Origin of the sequence: Paraburkholderia acidiphila (assembly GCF_009789655.1) — a bacterium.
Taxonomy (GTDB): domain Bacteria; phylum Pseudomonadota; class Gammaproteobacteria; order Burkholderiales; family Burkholderiaceae; genus Paraburkholderia; species Paraburkholderia acidiphila.
This window is the reverse complement of the sequence record NZ_CP046909.1, coordinates 180,128-195,691: the sequence shown is the minus strand read 5'-3', so window position 1 is coordinate 195,691 and position 15,564 is coordinate 180,128. Positions and strand designations below refer to the sequence as shown.

Below are 15,564 nucleotides of genomic sequence, written 5' to 3'. Positions count from 1 at the left end.
TTTATCGGCTGCAAGGCGCGCAATACATGGCTAAACTTAGGTGAAAGGCAACGCTTGCCTTCGATTGAAAGGCCAACCTGGCGGAGCACCCGCGCGATCATGAACCGACGTCCGAACCCAACGCCCGCCACCGCCCCGCTCGACGATATCGATCGCATGCTGCTCGCGGCGCTCGCCGAGGACGCACGGGCGAGCGTCGCCGAACTGGCCAAGCACGTGGGGCTTTCGGCGCCGAGCACGTCCGAGCGGCTGCGCCGGCTCGAAGCGCAAGGCGTGATCGGCGGCTATACGGTGCAGATCGATCCGCGCGCGCTCGGCTACACGCTGCAGGCCATCGTGCGCGTGAAGCCGCTGCCCGGGCAACTGCATCTGGTGGAAGAGGTGCTGCGGCGCATTCCCGAATTCGTGGAGTGCGACAAGGTCACGGGCGACGACTGCTTTATCGCCCGGCTTTATCTGCATTCGATCGAACAACTCGACGAGATTCTCGCGAACGTCACCGAGCGCGCCGAAACCAGCACGGCCATCGTCAAGTCCACACCGGTGCCGCGCCGACTGCCTCCACTGCGCTGAAGCGTTCGAGTGCGGCGGCCTGAGCCGCCGCCGCTCATTGCTCCGTGGTCTCGAAGAACGCCAGCATCTCCTCGACCAGCGCCTCGCTCGCCTCTTCGGGAATGTAATGGCCGCACGCCAGCGCGCGCCCGCTCACGTCGCGCGCCACCTTGCGCCATTCGGCGAGCGGGTCGAAGCAGCGCTCGATCACCCCTTCCGCGCCCCACAGCACGCGCAGCGGGCACGCCACCTTGTTGCCGCGCTCGAGGTCGGCGCGGTCGTGCTCGAGGTCGATGGTCGCGGAGGCGCGGTAGTCCTCGCACATCGCGTACACCGCGCCCGGCTGGCGCAGCGCCGCGCGGTAGGCGCCAAGCGCCTTCGGCGCGAACGGTGCGAGGCCCGCGTGGCGGCTACCCATGACGCGTTCGATATAGACGTCGGGGTTCGCTTCGATCAGCGTTTCCGGCAACGGCTCGGGCTGGATCAGGAAGAACCAGTGGAAGTAGAGCGTGGCGAATTCGCGGTCGGTTTGCTCGTACATGGCGAGCGTGGGCGCGATGTCGAGCAGCATGAGCCGCTCGACGGCATGCGGATGATCGAGCGCCATGCGGTGCGCCACGCGCGCGCCGCGGTCGTGCGCGCAGACCAGAAAGCGCTCGTGGCCGAAGTGGCGCATGACCTCGACCTGGTCGGCCGCCATCGCGCGCTTCGAATAGGCGGCGTGGGTGTCGTCGCTGGGGGGCTTCGAGGAGGCGCCGTAGCCGCGCAGATCCGTTGCGATGACCGTGAAATGCTGGGCGAGCGCCGAGGCGCACCGGTGCCAGATCATGTGAGTTTGCGGATGGCCGTGCAGCAGCAATAGCGGCGGTCCGTCGCCGCCCTTCACGCCGCAGATGTCTACGCCGCCCGCAGTGCGAACGGTGAAAGGCTGGAATCCGTCGAAGGGCATGGGGCTAGTCTCTTGTGTTTGTTGGTCTGCGGTCATTGTATGAGGCGAGCGCGACTCGAAAATGTGCTTTTGGGCCCGCAACGGTAGAAACCGAACACTCCCTCGAATCCCGCACACGGAATGCCCGAACGAGCGCAAGCCTATAATCGAACAGCCGTTTTCGCGATCGAATCCCGCCGCGATCGCTTGTACGACTGCGCCTGATCAAGCTAAATCGCGCCCAGTTGATGCTGGCACCGCATCCGCGTGCGCGCACCCCGCCATCCATCGAAGCGCCGCAAGGAGATCTCCCCATGGCACTGCCCGTCGTCCTGCAAAACCTCTCGCTGCCCGTCGTGGGCTCGCCGATGTTTATCGTCAGCTACCCGGAGCTGGTGCTCGCGCAGTGCAAGGCGGGCATCGTCGGGTCGTTTCCGGCGCTCAACGCGCGTCCCGCCGAGGAACTGGGCGCCTGGCTCACGCAGATCCGGGAGGAACTCACCGCGTACAAGGCCGCGAACCCCGAAGCCGTCATCGGGCCGATCGCAGTCAACCAGATCGTGCATCAGTCGAATGCGCGGCTCGAGCACGACGTGCGCGTGTGCGTCGAGCACCACGTGCCGATCTTCATCACGAGCCTGCGCGCGCCGCCGCGCGAGTTGCTCGACGCCGTGCACAGCTACGGCGGCATCGTGCTGCACGACGTCATCAACCTGCGCCATGCCGCCAAGGCGCTCGAAGCGGGCGTGGACGGCCTGATCCTCGTGGCCGCGGGCGCGGGCGGCCATGCGGGCACGATCTCGCCGTTCGCGCTGGTGGGCGAAGTGCGGCGCATCTTCGACGGCCCGATCGTGCTGTCGGGCGCGATCGCCAACGGCGGCTCGATCCTCGCCGCCCAGGCCATGGGCGCGGACCTCGCCTACATGGGCACGCGCTTCATCGCGACGAAGGAAGCGCACGCGGTGGAGGACTACAAGCACGCCATTCTCGAAGCGAAGGCCGCCGACATCGTCTACACGAACCTCTTCACGGGCGTGCACGGCAACTACATCCGCGAGAGCATCGTGAACGCCGGACTCGATCCGGACGCGCTGCCCGAGTCGGACAAGACGAAGATGGATTTCGGCGCGGGCACCTCGAAGGCGAAGGCCTGGAAAGACGTGTGGGGCGCGGGCCAGGGCGTGGGCCTGATGGACGACGTGCCCTCCGTGGCCGATCTCGTCGAGCGCCTCAAGCGCGAGTACGAGGAGACGAGAGCGCGGCTTGGCGTGAGCCGCTGAGCGTCAGCGCGGGCCGACTTCAGCGCGCAGTGGAGGCGCTTCGTGCGGCACCGGCATTGACCGCTGCCGCGCGGATCGCCTCCACGCCCGGCCAGAGTTCGCGCTCCGAAAAGCGCGCGGCGAGGAAATCGACGAACGAGCGCACCTTCGCCGAGAGATGGCGGCGGCTCGCGTAGACGGCATAGATCGGCAGCTCGCGCGGCGGCAGTGCGTCGACGAGCAGCGGCACGAGGCGACCTTCGGCGATATCGTCGCCCACCACTTCGGTGCCGAGCATCGAGAGGCCGCCTCCCTGCAGCACCACCACGCGCAGCGCTTCCAGGTGATTGACGATGAGGTTGCCGCCCGGCTTCGGTTTCACGCCGCCCGCACCCTCCGCGAACGGCGCGAGTTCCTGGGCCGAAGCCCCCGCGTACTGAACGAAGTTGTGCTTCGCCAGATCGGCCACGGTTTTCGGCGCGCCGTGGCGGCGCAAGTATTCCGGCGACGCGCACAGCACAATGTGCGCGGTGGCGAGCGGCCGCGCGATCAGCGACGAAGACTTGAGCCCCGAAGGCGCGGCGCGGATCGCCACGTCGAAGCCCTCGTCGATCAGTTCGACCACGCGGTCGGAGAGTGTGATGTCGACGGTCACCTGCGGAAATCCGGCTGCATAGTCGGCGACCGCGCCCATCACATGACGCAGCCCGAACGCCGTGAGCGACGACACGCGCAGCCGCCCCTGCGGCACGACGCTCGCCGCGCCCACCGCCTGGCCGGCTTCGTCGAGTTCGGTGAGCGCCTGAGCCACGCGCTCGTAGTACTCGCGCCCCGCCTCGGTGGGCGCGACGCGGCGCGTGGTGCGGTTCAGCAAACGCGCGCCGAGTTGCTGCTCCAGATGCATCACATGCTTGCTCGCCATCGCGGCGGACATGTCCATGCGCTCGGCCGCCGCGACGAAGCTGCCCGCCTCCACCACCTGGCGGAACACTTTCATGCTGACGAGGGTATCCATTGCCCGGCCTTTGACTTGAACATAAATAAACGGGAATCAATCGGCGATATTTTGCTCGTTTTATCAAATGCGGGTGTTGAAACGCGCAGGTGCGTCTGGCATCGCAAGGCAATTCCCAGAATCCATGCATCTCGCGTATCTCATTGACGAGGCCTTGGTGGGGAGCAAGGCTTGGCCTTCTTTGACGATTTTCCCTCTGGATACAACGTACGCTGAAAGCCCGAAAAGAGGACAGGTAGCCTGTGATGTGGAACACGCTATACGTATCGCTCGAAACCGGCTGGCAATGCACGCTGATTCCAGGGCCGCAGTATTTCGACCTGACATGCTTTGGGCGTGGCTACCGGGATCTGCCGGCACGCTGGCTTTACCCGAACGCGGGCCGGGACCGCGACCTCTGGTCGTGGAATGCGCTGCCCGAAGTGGACGAAAGCGAGCTGTGGGAAAAGGACAGACTCAGGCAGCTCACGCAAGACCGGGTGGCCTTTGTGCGCCATTTCCGCCCGAACTGGGACTTGCATACGATTACCGGGGAAAAGGCACTACGCGAGGTTCAGACGTTTGTCCGCGACCGGTTGAAACTGGCGCACTGGAACCTTCCGACCGATGTCGCGGAGGTGCGGAAACTGCTGTGCGATGCGGTCGCATCCGGTCGGCTTGTGCCTGTCATCAACCGCGAATATCGCGGCCTGCCACGTGTGGCACAGCCCGATCCCGCACCGCAGCGCTGGCCCGCGATGGGAGGCGGCGGTAACGGGTATCAGCCCAAAGTCATCAGTTACGACGAGTTTCTGGCCCTCCAGCGAGCCAACGGCGAACTTCCCGCGTTGGACACGCCTGCTGGAGGCGTTGGCGTTACGCTCGATCCGCTGCCGAACCTCGGCGCACCGGCCAAGGCTGACGATGGTTTTGGCTTGCCCGGCTTCGTCGAGTCGGCGGCGGGCGTTTTGTTTGGCGGCGTTGACGAAAATACTGATATCGGCGACACCGAAGGCGACGATGGCGTCACGTTTGGCGGCGCCCTGTTCAGCGCAGATTCTGGCGGCGATTCGACATCGCTCGGCGATGCGCGGCCGTTTAACTATCAGCCAGACTCCGCCAGCGGCAGTACTTTCGATGTCGCCGGCATTCCCAATATGACCGGCGATCCGAACTCCTGGATTGAAAGCGGCCCCGGGATGAAGAAGCAATGGCGCATGTTTGGCTCTGATGGCTCGGCAGCGGTGGACATCGACTTCGATTCCCATCACGGCCAGCCGAATCCCCACGCGCATAACTGGGATGGCAACGTGCGCGATCAAGGTTGGCCTGTTTCAATTCTCCCCTGGTGAGGCAAGCTGTGACAGATATTGATGCAACGCTCCACGCGTACGATTACTTCCATGATTGGTACGTCGATCGCATCGTGCTACAAAATGAATCCGACCTGACTTGTCCCGACACATTGATTTTGGGTCTCAAACTTGGAACGCGGCGAGCAACGGTCACCTTTCGAGGAATGACTCGTCTGGGTATCGAGAACGGCGGCACAGTCAATATCGTGCTATCACTGGAGCGGGCACTGCCAAACACGCAACTAGAGTCACTTGCGCAGAATCTGCTGAAGTGCTCATTGCCCGCCAAAAGAACAGCGCAGCACATTGTCTATCTACATCCCACCGCTGGCTTTGCGATCGCCATAGAGTTCGATTCGATCCTGATCCGGGAAGACACAGCATGAAAAGCGAATATCCTGGCTCACGCGAGCCAGCCTTTTTTCGCTCCCCCATCGTTGCCGCCAACCTGAGTGCCGCGGACACGCCCATGCCAGGCCAGATGCAAAAAACCCCGCGCTGCACGCAACGCGGGGTTTTGCTGCCGAACGTCGGACGTCGACTCGGGAGGCAGCGCCGGTCAGAACTTCGCGCGCAGGCCCACGCCGTAGGTCTGGCCGCTCGACATGTTGTCGAAGTGGTCGTACATGTACGCCGCGTAGACGTCGGTGCGCTTCGAGAGCGGGTAGTCGTAGCCGATGGCCGCCGTCTGGCGCGTCTGGTTCAGGCCGCCGCCGTTGCGCGAATACGCGTACGAGGCCATGACCGTACCCGGGCCAACCGGCGCCGTCACGCCGCCCTGGGCGGTGTTCACGTGCCAGCTGCCCTCCTGCTGCCAGTTCGCCGTGTACATGTACTGGCCGAAGAACTTCACGAACTTGAGGTCGTATGAGAGGCCGAGTTGTGCGACGCCCTGGCTCTTCAGGCCGACGATGGTCGTGTCGCCGCTCACGATGCTGCCGATGTCGCCCGGCGTATTGTTGAAGTTCACGTACTGATAGACGGCCGTGGCCGCGAACGGGCCATGGAAATACAGGCCCTGCACGCTCCACTTCTTCGAACCGTTCTCGCCAGCCTGGTTGCCGAAGGCGTACATCGCCGAACCGGAGAGGCCGTTGAAGTTGGGCGTCGAATACTGGACCGCGTTGTTCCAGCCCGAGTCGCCCACCACGCCCTGGTCGGTCGTGTAGGTCGGGAACGTCGAGAGGCCGAGGTACACGTGGTACACCATCGGCGAGAAGGTGTACGAATCGCCAAACGGGTTGAAGAGAATCGTCGAGACGAACAGCTGCGTCGTCAGGCGCCCCGCCGTGACCGTGCCGTAAGGCGACTCGAGGCCGACGTACGCGTTGCGGGCGAAGAACGTGTCGCCTTCGAAGCGGCCGAACTGGCCGTTCTGCGCGCGGAAGAAGCTTTCCAGCGTGAAGATCGCCTTGTAGCCGCCGCCCAGGTCTTCGGAGCCCTTCATGCCCCAGTACGACGTGGACATGCCCCCGCCGCCCACGTTCCAGGCGGTCTGGCCGCCCGGGAATTTCGTCGCCCCGACCCATTCGTCGACCTGGCCGTAGAGCTGGACGCTCGACTGCGCAAACGCCGACGAGGACGCGGCGGCAAGAACAGCGGCGAACGCGCTCGCCTTGAGGGTGGTGCGCAGCGCGCGGCTGACCGTTGTATTCATGGGTTCTCCAGTCTTTGTCAAAAAAGGGTGTCGGGCGGCTGAGGCGCTCGCGCAAAGCTTGGTTTTTTCGTCGTTCGCAGGCGTGGCCGTTCTGGGCGGATCCATCTTTGCGGACCATTTTTATGGTCAAAAATAAGCGGTGTTATTGCCGGTATATCGGGCGGATTAGTTTGCCATCCGTAAGACCTGTTTTGCCGCTGTCGACGCTGCTTCGCGCTGCGCTGCGTCACTGCGCATCGCAGGCTGCCGAGCCGCGCCCAGCGGGGCGCTGCCGCACGCGCCGGGCTGCAAATGACGCGCCGCCGAAGCGAAAGCGAGATTTGAGACGAAAGGGTTCTGTATGACGAGAGATTTCCAAAAAAGTGTGGTATCCACGCGTCAGTTTTCACAACGTGGGCGAACCGGACTTGTTTTGGACGTGTTCAGACAGCGCTAACAGGTCAATACCCGAAGCGATTAACTTTAGAAAACGGGAGAAAAACGCAGAAAGCCCGAGGCGGGAGAAAGCAAAAGCAGCCGCGAGGGCAGCGCCTAGTTGCGGTAAGGCGAGGGCATGGGGGGGCGCGGGACTTCGCCGCCGTTGCGCGGGAACGGCCGGTAGCTGCCGCCGCGCTCTTCGTTGTACCGGGCGACGTCTTCGCGAATCGAGCCCGCGCGCACCGGCGAGTCGGCCGGCGGATGCGGCACCTGGCGCGATTCCGCGCTCACGGGCGTAATGGGGTTGCCACGATAGCCGCCGTAGCCGCCGAACGGCGTGCCATAGCTGTAGTCGCGGCGGGGAGCCTGCTGCTGGACCTGGCCCTGCCACTGGTTTGGCGCACGGTTGCCACCGCGTTCATAGCGTCCGCCCTGATCGGCCACGCGCATGGGCGCTGCGGCGGGGCCGCGGCCGCGCTCTGGGGCGCCGCGGTAGCCGCCGCCCCACGACATGCCGGCCCGCGGCGCGGGCATCGAGTGCATGGCGGGCATGGAATGTGCGCGCGCGAAACCGCCGCCCCCGCCGTGCCCCGGAAAACCGGGCTGAGCATGGGCGAGCGCAAAGAAGGCCGCTAATCCGGCCCCCAAGATCCACTGTCCCAGTTTTGACAACCCTGCGTGCATTGTGACGTTTTGCCTGCCCGACGTTGCGCTTGGCAACCCGCCACTCGGGCCATGGCGGGCCAGCCCCGGGACGCACGCCGCGCAGCGCGTAACGATTGCCGCCACAACGATTCGGGCGTCCCTTTGACGGTAATTTATGGGCGTGCCGAATGGGTGTCGAGCCAAAAGATGTTATGCCGCCCGAAGGGTTGTAACACCATGTTACTGCTGGGTTTTCCGGTTCCGGACGCGGCCCCGGAAGGCCGTCTGGCAAGGCGCTCCGGGCAGGTAGGGGAGCGGTCCGCTTGATGCTTGAGCACAGCCTCAACATCTGAAGAATGCGCGGACTCCTGACGACTTTTGCGGCGCGGAAATCCCCTCGCACGGCAATCAGGAATCCGGCATAAAGGAGTCATCGATTCTGGCGATCCATGCGTATCCATCATCAATCGATGCTTCAAATGAATTTGCTTTTTCAATCGGCTTGAGCCGACAATAGGCGCTCCGATTCACTCGTTGCACGCACACCGATTGCGCGCAGCCAGCGCCCAGGCGCGCACTAGAGATTGTCCGATGGCACGTCCGAAATTCCTGCCCGATAACTTCACCCTTTGCCTTGTCGGCACGGTGATTCTTGCGAGCCTGTTCCCGGTGCACGGCCAGGCCGCCACCGGCTTCAACTGGCTGACCAACGTCGCTGTCGGCCTGCTGTTCTTCCTGCATGGCGCCAAGCTTTCGCGCGAGGCGATCGTCGCAGGTGCGACGCACTGGCGGCTGCACATCGTCGTGCTGCTCAGCACCTTCGTCCTCTTTCCGGCGCTGGGGCTCGCGCTCAAGCCCGTGCTGTCGCCGCTCGTCACCCCGGCGCTCTACGCGGGCGTGCTGTTCCTCTGCACGCTGCCTTCCACGGTGCAGTCATCCATCGCCTTTACCTCGATGGCGCGCGGCAACGTGCCCGCCGCCGTTTGCAGCGCTTCGGCGTCGAGCCTGATCGGCATCTTCGTCACGCCCGCGCTCGTGAGCCTGATCGTCACGAACCAGAACGCGGGCGGCGGTTCGGCCTGGCACACCGTGTGGAACATCGTGCTACAGCTGCTCGTGCCGTTCGTGGCCGGCCAGTTGCTGCGTCCGGTGATCGGCCGCTGGATCGAGCGCAACAAGGGCGTGCTCAAGTTCGTCGATCAGGGCTCGATCCTGCTCGTGGTGTTCGGGGCATTTTCCGAGGCCGTCAACGAAGGGCTCTGGCATCACATTCCGCTCGCCGCGCTCGGCGGGCTGCTCGTGGTGAACGCGGTGCTGCTCGCGCTCGCGCTCGGCATCACGATGTACACGAGCAAGAAGCTCGGCTTCTCGCGCGCCGACCAGATCACCATCATTTTCTGCGGTTCGAAAAAGAGCCTCGCGGCCGGCGTGCCGATGGCAAAGGTCATCTTCGCCTCGAACGCCGTGGGCGCGGTCGTGCTGCCGCTCATGCTGTTCCATCAGATCCAGCTCATGGTGTGCGCCGCGCTCGCCCAGCGCTGGGGCGCCCGCGACATGAGCGCCGAGCGCGCCGCCAGCGCGGGCGACGAATCGCGCGGCAGTGCGGGCGAGCGCACCGCTACGGCTGCGCGCCGCTAAGCGCCACCGGGCATCGTTCGATTTGTCATTCAGGGCGGCGAGGAATCGCCGCCCTGCTGCAGCAAACACCGCGGCCGGCCCGCGGCGCACCCCTCTCTCCTTCCCGCCTCCCCCGCGCTCCACGCGCGTCCGATGTCCGCCCAAAAGTCGGGCTTCCCGGTACTGTCACCAAAATTTCATTTAATTCATCGGATGATATGCCGTTAAGTTCAACGTCTTCGCCCGTTCTGGCCTGTCCATGTCTGCGTCTGCTCGCGCGCCACTCCATCACGCCACGCCCGGCGTCGGGGCACTGATCGCCCAGCGCCAGCTACGCGCGGTCTTCCAGCCCATTGTCGATTTCGACGGTGGCGCGATCCTCGGCTATGAGGGCCTCATTCGCGGGCCGGCCGGCTCGCCGCTCGAAACGCCCGCCGCCCTCTTCGCGCGCGCCGGCGACGAACAATGCACCGCCGCGCTCGAACGCGCGGCCGCCCGCACCTGCATCGAAACGTTCGCCGGGCTCGGCTGCCCCGGCAAGCTGTTCCTCAATTTCAGCGCCGACGCGCTGCGCCAGCTCACCGCTGCCGGCGACGCCGCGCTCGCCCTCTTCGACGGCCCGATCGACCCGACGCGCTTTGTGATCGAACTCACCGAGCAGAGCGCCATCCACGACCTGCGCAACTTCTCGCCCGTGGTCGAAACGTTGCGCGCGGCCGGCGCCCAGTTCGCGCTCGACGACTACGGCACGGCCAACGCGAGCCTGAACCTCTGGGTGCAGTTGCAGCCCGATGTCGTGAAGATCGACCGCTTCTTCATCCACGACATCGCCCACGACGCGCTCAAGTTCGAAGCCGTGCGCGCCATGCAGCATTTCGCACAGGCAAGCGGCGCGCGCCTCGTGGCGGAGGGCATCGAGAACGCCGCCGATCTGATCGTGCTGCGCGACATGGGCATCGACTGCGGCCAGGGCTTTTTCTTTGGCCGCCCCAACGGGGAGCCGCTGCGCGTGCTCGCACGCGAAGCGCGCGAGGCGATTCGCGCGGACCATATCGCCGTGTTCCCCGAGGCCACGCGCAGTGCCGCCACGCAGCCCGCGGGCGGCGGCGCGCCCGCCAGCAAGATGCTCGTGCGCGCACCCGCGCTGCCGCGCCAGGCGACCAACAACGACGTGCTCGAACTGTTCAGCGGCCAACCCGATCTGCACGCGGTGGCCGTGGTGGAAGACGAAGCGCCCATCGCGCTCATCAACCGGCGCGCGTTCATGGACCGCTATGCGCTGCCCTACCACCGCGAGCTGTTCGGCAAGAAGGCGTGCCTGCAGTTCGCCAACGCGCAGCCGGTGCTGATCGAGCAGTCGATGAGCGTCGAGCAGATGGCCACGCTCCTCGCCAGCGACGACCAGCGCTATCTCGCCGATGGCTTCGTGATTACCGACAACGGGCGCTATGCCGGACTCGGCACGGGCGAAAGCCTCGTGCGCGCGGTGACGGAGGTGCGCATCCAGGCCGCGCGCTACGCGAATCCGCTCACCTTCCTGCCGGGCAACATTCCGATCAGCTCGCATATCGAGCGCCTGCTCTCGCACGACGCGGGTTTTCACGCCTGCTACGTCGACCTGAACCAGTTCAAGCCCTTCAACGATCAGTACGGTTACTGGCAGGGCGACGAGGTGCTCAAGTTCGCGGCGACGGTGCTCGCCGACGCCTGCGACCCCACGCGCGACTTCCTCGGCCATGTGGGCGGCGACGACTTCCTGATCCTGTTCCAGAGCGAGACGTGGCGCGAGCGCGCGCGCCAGGCAATCGAAACGTTCAACGAAGGCGCACTGCGCTTTTACGCGCCGGGCGACCGGCGCGCAGGCGGCATTCACGGCGAGGATCGCCACGGCAACGCCACCTTCTTCACCTTCGTGACGATGGCGATAGGCTGCGTGCGCGTCGCGCCGGGCGAAGGCGCGCAGCACAGCAGCGACGCGATCGCATCGCTCGCCGCTCTCGCCAAGCGCCGCGCGAAACAGGAAGCCAGCGGACTCGTCGTGATCGACGGCAGCGCGAGCGCCGACCTCCTCCCCATGCTCGGCTCGACATCGGGCGAGGCCGCCAGCGCGTCGTAGCGGCCTGAATTCGGCCTGAATCTCCCCCAGCGGCAGCCCAGCGCGGCTCACGCCGCGCGCCGGACCGTTCTGTTTTTGTTTCCTCGCTGCTGCGCCGTCGCTAGATCGTTCCCATCAACACCAGCACGACCACCACGATAACGACGATGCCGAGCGTGCCCGAAGGCGCATAGCCCCACGAGCGGCTGTGCGGCCACGCTGGAAACGCGCCAATGAGCAGCAGGATCAGAATGACCAGAAGCAGGGTGCCGAGCATGATGCCTCCGTACGTCGAATGTGAGTGCCCAGCTTTCCGCAATCGCCGTACCCGCACTCGTTTAGTTAATTTTACTAAACACACAAGTTTGCGTTTATTTCATTGTTTACTGGTATTTACCTGGAATACGAGGCGTAGATTCGGGTTTTTCGAACGGATTTTTACTATACAATCGCCGCACACCTGACCACTCCCGGAACGCTCACCGCGTTCATCGCAAGCCAGGAATCATGGGGACAACCATTCGTGACGTCGCGCAGGCCGCCAACGTGTCGATCGGCACCGTGTCGCGCGCGTTGAAAAACCAGCCGGGTCTTTCCGAAACCACGCGCGAGCGCATCGTCGAAGTCGCGCGCACGCTCGGCTATGACTGCGCGCAATTGCGTCCGCGCATTCGCCGCCTCACCTTCCTGCTCCATCGCCAGCACAACAACTTCGCGGCGAGCCCGTTCTTCTCGCACGTGCTGCATGGCGTGGAAGACGCCTGCCGCGAACACGGCATCGTGCCCGCGCTGCTCACGGCCGGCCCCGCCGACGACACCGTCCAGCAGTTGCGCCTGCACGCGCCCGACGCCATCGCCGTAGCGGGTTTCGTCGAGCCGGAAATGCTCGCCGCGCTCGTCGCGCTGCAACGGCCGCTCGTGCTGATCGACCTGTGGGCGCCCGGCCTGCGCTCGGTGAACATCGACAACGCGGCGGGCGCCGCGCTCGCCATGCAGCATCTGTTCGAGCTGGGGCGGCGGCGCATTGCGTTCATCGGCGGGTCGCTCGCGCACTACAGCATCGCGCAGCGCGCGCTCGGCTACCGGCGCGCGTTCTTCGAAGCGGGCCTGCTGTTCGACCCGTCGCTCGAAACGACGATAGACGGCGGCCTCGACCCCGACACCGGCGCGTCGCTCGCCATGCAGCGCTTGATCGACTCGGCGCGAGCTGCGTCGCGCCCGCAGCCCGACGCCCTGTTCGCCTACAACGACGCCGCCGCGCTCGCCGCCATGCGCGTGTGCCTCGCCAACGGCCTGCGCGTGCCCGAGGACATCGCCATCATCGGTTTCGACGATATCGCGGGCGCCACGCACGCCACGCCGCCGCTCTCGACGATCGCCGTCGACAAGGAAGCGCTCGGGCGGCGCGGCGTCGAACTGCTGCTCGAAGAAACGCCTGCCACGAGCGAGATCCGCTTGCCCGTGCAGCTCGTCGCGCGCGCGAGCACCTTGGGTGCGACGTCATCGAATCTCGTCGCCGCGCACGCTGTCCGTCACACTGCAAGCACGCCACAGAGCGCCTGAGGCGCTCCGCTGATAACACGCCGATAACACGCTGAAATTACGCTGAAGCCACGTCCAAGCCAGAAGAGAACGCCATGACGATGACCGCCGACACCGCCTCCTCCGCCACCGCACATCCCGTCGCCGTGCCCGCCGTCGCGACCTTTCGCGAGCGCGGCTTCCTGCTCGGCCACGTGCAGGACACGCTGCGCTTCTATGCGCCGAACGTGCTCGATCCGTCGGGCGGCTTCTTCCACTACTTCCGCGACGACGGCTCGATCTACAACGCGCACTCGCGGCACCTCGTGAGCAGCTGCCGCTACGTCTTCAACTATGCGATGGCGTATCGCGAGTTCGGCGATCCGCAGCACCTCGAATACGCGCGCCACGGCCTGCAGTTCCTGCGCGAAGGCCACTGGGACCCGCAACTGCAAGGCTACGACTGGGAGATCGACTGGCGCGACGGCAAGAAGCGCGTGCTCGACGCCACGCGTCACTGCTACGGCCTCGCGTTCGTGCTGCTCGCCTACTCGCATGCGGCGATGGCCGGCATCGAGGAAGCCCGGCCGATGATCGGCGCGACCTTCGATCTGATGGAACACCGCTTCTGGGACGGCGCGGCGGGCCTCTACGCCGACGAGGCGAGCGCCGACTGGCTCGTCTCGGGCTATCGCGGCCAGAACGCCAACATGCACACGACCGAGGCGCTGCTCGCGGCCTACGAGGCAACGGGCCATCTCGTCTATCTCGACCGTGCCGAGCGCGTCGCGTCGAACATCACGCTGCGCCAGGCGAAGCTCTCGCAAGGGCTCGTGTGGGAGCACTTTCACGCCGACTGGTCGGTCGACTGGCATTACAACGAGGAAGACAGCTCGAATATCTTCCGCCCGTGGGGCTTTCAGCCGGGGCACCAAACGGAATGGGCGAAGCTGCTGTTGCTGCTCGAGCGTCACCGCCCGCTGCCCTGGCTGCTGCCGCGCGCGATCGAGCTGTTCGACGCCGCCATGGCGCACGCCTGGGACAACGATCACGGCGGCCTCTACTACGGCTTCGGTCCGGACGGCACGGTGTGCGATCACGACAAGTACTTCTGGGTGCAGGCGGAAACCTTCGCCACGGCGGCGCTGCTCGGCAAGCGCACCGGCAACGAGCGCTTCTGGGACTGGTACGACGAGATCTGGCGCTACAGCTGGGCGAATTTCGTCGATCATCGCTACGGTGCGTGGTATCGCATCCTCACCTGCGACAACCGCAAGTACAGTGACGAGAAGAGCCCCGCCGGCAAGACCGACTATCACACCATGGGCGCGTGCTACGAAGCGCTGAACGCGCTGCCCGGACGCGGCATGGCGCCGGTCGTGGGCCGCGAGGAAGCGACCGCCGCCGACGCCGGCATGACGGGCACGAGCGGCCAGAACTAAACAGAGGAAGACGACGATGAGCACCTGCAGCACCGGCCCGGACTTCTCGTCCGGCTTCCCGGCATTCATCTCGGCCGGCGACATCCTCACCGATCTCGTGCGCACCCCTGCGCCCGAAGGCACGCCGCACAGTTCGCCGCCGGGCGCACCCGGCATGGACTCGCACTGGCGCGCCCATCCAGGCGGCGCGGGCTGGAACGTCGCGCGCGCGGTCGCGCGGCTCGGGCTGCCCACGGCGAGCGTCGGCGCGCTCGGAGTGGACAACTTCTCGGACGAGCTCTGGAACGCGAGCGTGGCCGCCGGGCTCGACATGCGCTTCATGCAGCGCGTGGAGCGCGCGCCGCTGCTCGCGATCGTGCATCAGACGCATCCGCCCGCGTACTACTTCATCGGCGACAACAGCGCCGACCTCGCCTTCGATCCCGCAAAGCTGCCCGAAGGCTGGCGCGCGCACGTGAAGTGGGCGCACTTCGGCTGCATCAGCCTCGTGCGCCAGCCGCTCGGCGAAACGCTCGCCACGCTCGCCGCCGAACTGCGCGCGGCCGGCGTGAAGATCAGCTTCGATCCGAACTACCGCAACCTCATGGCGCACGGCTACGAGCCGATCCTGCGCCGCATGGCCGCGCTCGCCGATCTCATCAAGGTCTCCGACGAAGACCTGCGCATGCTGTTCGCTGGCAAGAGCGAAGCAGAAGCCATCGAAGCCGTGCGCGCGCTCAATCCGGCCGCCACGCTGCTCGTCACGCGCGGCGCGCAGGCGGCCACGCTCTACGCGGGCAACGAGGTGATCGAGGCGGCGCCGCCGCGCGTCGAGGTGGCCGATACGGTGGGTGCGGGCGACGCCTCGATCGGCGGCTTGCTGTTCAGCCTCATGAGCACGCCTCAGCGCAACTGGCGCCAGCATCTCGGCTTCGCGCTCGCCGCGGGCGCGGCCGCGTGCCGCCGGCCCGGCGCCTGGTCGCCGACGCTCGACGAAGTCGTCGCGCTGCTGGCCGACTGAAGACGCACTGTGCGGAGCCGGGCGCACTGCCAGGCACACTGCGCGGACACGGCGCGGCGCTGACATGAAAGCGCCGCGCCGC

14 protein-coding genes are annotated in these 15,564 nt (G+C 65.8%); 9 read left to right on the top strand and 5 right to left on the bottom strand.

The features are described 5' to 3' along the window. Nucleotides 1-99: 99 nt before the first annotated feature. Complete coding sequence (locus FAZ97_RS00890; RefSeq protein ID WP_158756759.1) at nt 100-573, top strand: Lrp/AsnC family transcriptional regulator; 474 nt, start codon at nt 100-102, stop codon at nt 571-573. Between the two features lie 34 nt (nt 574-607). Here FAZ97_RS00890 and FAZ97_RS00885 read toward each other — a convergent pair whose 3' ends face one another. Further along, on the bottom strand, nt 608-1,501 hold the full coding sequence (locus FAZ97_RS00885; protein ID WP_158756758.1) for an alpha/beta fold hydrolase: 894 nt from the start codon (nt 1,499-1,501) through the stop codon (nt 608-610). A gap of 293 nt (nt 1,502-1,794) precedes the next feature. On the opposite strand from FAZ97_RS00885, the gene FAZ97_RS00880 reads away from it, so the two are divergent. Next, nucleotides 1,795-2,760, top strand: a complete 966-nt coding sequence (locus FAZ97_RS00880; protein WP_158756757.1) for an NAD(P)H-dependent flavin oxidoreductase — start codon at nt 1,795-1,797, stop codon at nt 2,758-2,760. A 19-nt stretch (nt 2,761-2,779) separates the two neighbouring features. On the opposite strand, the gene FAZ97_RS00875 is transcribed toward FAZ97_RS00880, so the two are convergent. After that, nucleotides 2,780-3,754, bottom strand: coding sequence for a LysR family transcriptional regulator (locus FAZ97_RS00875; RefSeq protein WP_158756756.1), 975 nt, complete (start codon nt 3,752-3,754; stop codon nt 2,780-2,782). A 245-nt stretch (nt 3,755-3,999) separates the two neighbouring features. Here FAZ97_RS00875 and FAZ97_RS00870 point away from each other — a divergent pair, with 245 nt between their 5' ends. Both FAZ97_RS00870 and FAZ97_RS00865 read left to right on the top strand, forming a co-directional pair. Continuing rightward, nucleotides 4,000-5,085, top strand: coding sequence for a hypothetical protein (locus tag FAZ97_RS00870; protein ID WP_158756755.1), 1,086 nt, complete (start codon nt 4,000-4,002; stop codon nt 5,083-5,085). A gap of 8 nt (nt 5,086-5,093) precedes the next feature. Beyond that, nucleotides 5,094-5,474 carry a hypothetical protein gene (locus FAZ97_RS00865; protein ID WP_158756754.1) on the top strand — a complete coding sequence of 127 codons (381 nt, stop codon included), beginning with the start codon at nt 5,094-5,096 and terminating at the stop codon, nt 5,472-5,474. 173 nt (nt 5,475-5,647) lie between these two features. Here the strand turns inward: FAZ97_RS00865 and FAZ97_RS00860 are convergent, their stop codons facing one another. Continuing rightward, entirely contained in the window at nt 5,648-6,745 is a 1,098-nt protein-coding gene (locus FAZ97_RS00860) for a porin (protein WP_158756753.1), read from the bottom strand. Between the two features lie 531 nt (nt 6,746-7,276). Beyond that, nucleotides 7,277-7,714, bottom strand: coding sequence for a hypothetical protein (locus FAZ97_RS00855; protein WP_233271601.1), 438 nt, complete (start codon nt 7,712-7,714; stop codon nt 7,277-7,279). A 684-nt stretch (nt 7,715-8,398) separates the two neighbouring features. Here FAZ97_RS00855 and FAZ97_RS00850 point away from each other — a divergent pair. Together FAZ97_RS00850 and FAZ97_RS00845 are read left to right on the top strand one after the other, a co-directional pair. Further along, entirely contained in the window at nt 8,399-9,445 is a 1,047-nt protein-coding gene (locus tag FAZ97_RS00850) for a bile acid:sodium symporter family protein (RefSeq protein WP_158756751.1), read from the top strand. Between the two features lie 238 nt (nt 9,446-9,683). After that, the gene (locus FAZ97_RS00845; protein WP_158756750.1) at nt 9,684-11,540 is read left to right on the top strand and encodes an EAL domain-containing protein; all 1,857 of its coding nucleotides are present in this window, start codon (nt 9,684-9,686) and stop codon (nt 11,538-11,540) included. 100 nt (nt 11,541-11,640) lie between these two features. Here FAZ97_RS00845 and FAZ97_RS00840 read toward each other — a convergent pair whose 3' ends face one another. Next, nucleotides 11,641-11,796, bottom strand: coding sequence for a DUF3309 family protein (locus FAZ97_RS00840; RefSeq protein WP_042296285.1), 156 nt, complete (start codon nt 11,794-11,796; stop codon nt 11,641-11,643). Nucleotides 11,797-12,026: 230 nt separating this feature from the next. Here FAZ97_RS00840 and FAZ97_RS00835 point away from each other — a divergent pair, with 230 nt between their 5' ends. The 3 genes from FAZ97_RS00835 (at nt 12,027) to FAZ97_RS00825 (ending at nt 15,482) form a co-directional block, all read left to right on the top strand. Further along, nucleotides 12,027-13,082: a LacI family DNA-binding transcriptional regulator gene (locus tag FAZ97_RS00835; protein WP_158756749.1), complete on the top strand. Its 1,056-nt coding sequence runs from the start codon at nt 12,027-12,029 to the stop codon at nt 13,080-13,082. Between the two features lie 74 nt (nt 13,083-13,156). Beyond that, the gene (locus FAZ97_RS00830) at nt 13,157-14,482 is read left to right on the top strand and encodes an AGE family epimerase/isomerase (RefSeq protein WP_233271600.1); all 1,326 of its coding nucleotides are present in this window, start codon (nt 13,157-13,159) and stop codon (nt 14,480-14,482) included. A 16-nt stretch (nt 14,483-14,498) separates the two neighbouring features. After that, complete coding sequence (locus FAZ97_RS00825) at nt 14,499-15,482, top strand: carbohydrate kinase family protein (protein WP_158756748.1); 984 nt, start codon at nt 14,499-14,501, stop codon at nt 15,480-15,482. Nucleotides 15,483-15,564: the final 82 nt, after the last annotated feature.

Excerpts from the sequence above, each read along its gene's own strand:
- FAZ97_RS00855 (WP_233271601.1), bottom strand. The coding sequence starts at position 7,714 with ATGCCCGCCATGCACTCGATGCCCGCGCCGCGGGCCGGCATGTCGTGG.
- FAZ97_RS00860 (WP_158756753.1), bottom strand. The coding sequence starts at position 6,745 with ATGAATACAACGGTCAGCCGCGCGCTGCGCACCACCCTCAAGGCGAGC.
- FAZ97_RS00850 (WP_158756751.1), top strand. The coding sequence starts at position 8,399 with ATGGCACGTCCGAAATTCCTGCCCGATAACTTCACCCTTTGCCTTGTC.
- FAZ97_RS00875 (WP_158756756.1), bottom strand. The coding sequence starts at position 3,754 with ATGGATACCCTCGTCAGCATGAAAGTGTTCCGCCAGGTGGTGGAGGCG.
- FAZ97_RS00845 (WP_158756750.1), top strand. The coding sequence starts at position 9,684 with ATGTCTGCGTCTGCTCGCGCGCCACTCCATCACGCCACGCCCGGCGTC.
- FAZ97_RS00885 (WP_158756758.1), bottom strand. The coding sequence starts at position 1,501 with ATGCCCTTCGACGGATTCCAGCCTTTCACCGTTCGCACTGCGGGCGGC.
- FAZ97_RS00835 (WP_158756749.1), top strand. The coding sequence starts at position 12,027 with ATGGGGACAACCATTCGTGACGTCGCGCAGGCCGCCAACGTGTCGATC.
- FAZ97_RS00890 (WP_158756759.1), top strand. The coding sequence starts at position 100 with ATGAACCGACGTCCGAACCCAACGCCCGCCACCGCCCCGCTCGACGAT.
- FAZ97_RS00870 (WP_158756755.1), top strand. The coding sequence starts at position 4,000 with ATGTGGAACACGCTATACGTATCGCTCGAAACCGGCTGGCAATGCACG.
- FAZ97_RS00825 (WP_158756748.1), top strand. The coding sequence starts at position 14,499 with ATGAGCACCTGCAGCACCGGCCCGGACTTCTCGTCCGGCTTCCCGGCA.
- FAZ97_RS00880 (WP_158756757.1), top strand. The coding sequence starts at position 1,795 with ATGGCACTGCCCGTCGTCCTGCAAAACCTCTCGCTGCCCGTCGTGGGC.
- FAZ97_RS00840 (WP_042296285.1), bottom strand. The coding sequence starts at position 11,796 with ATGCTCGGCACCCTGCTTCTGGTCATTCTGATCCTGCTGCTCATTGGC.
- FAZ97_RS00830 (WP_233271600.1), top strand. The coding sequence starts at position 13,157 with ATGACGATGACCGCCGACACCGCCTCCTCCGCCACCGCACATCCCGTC.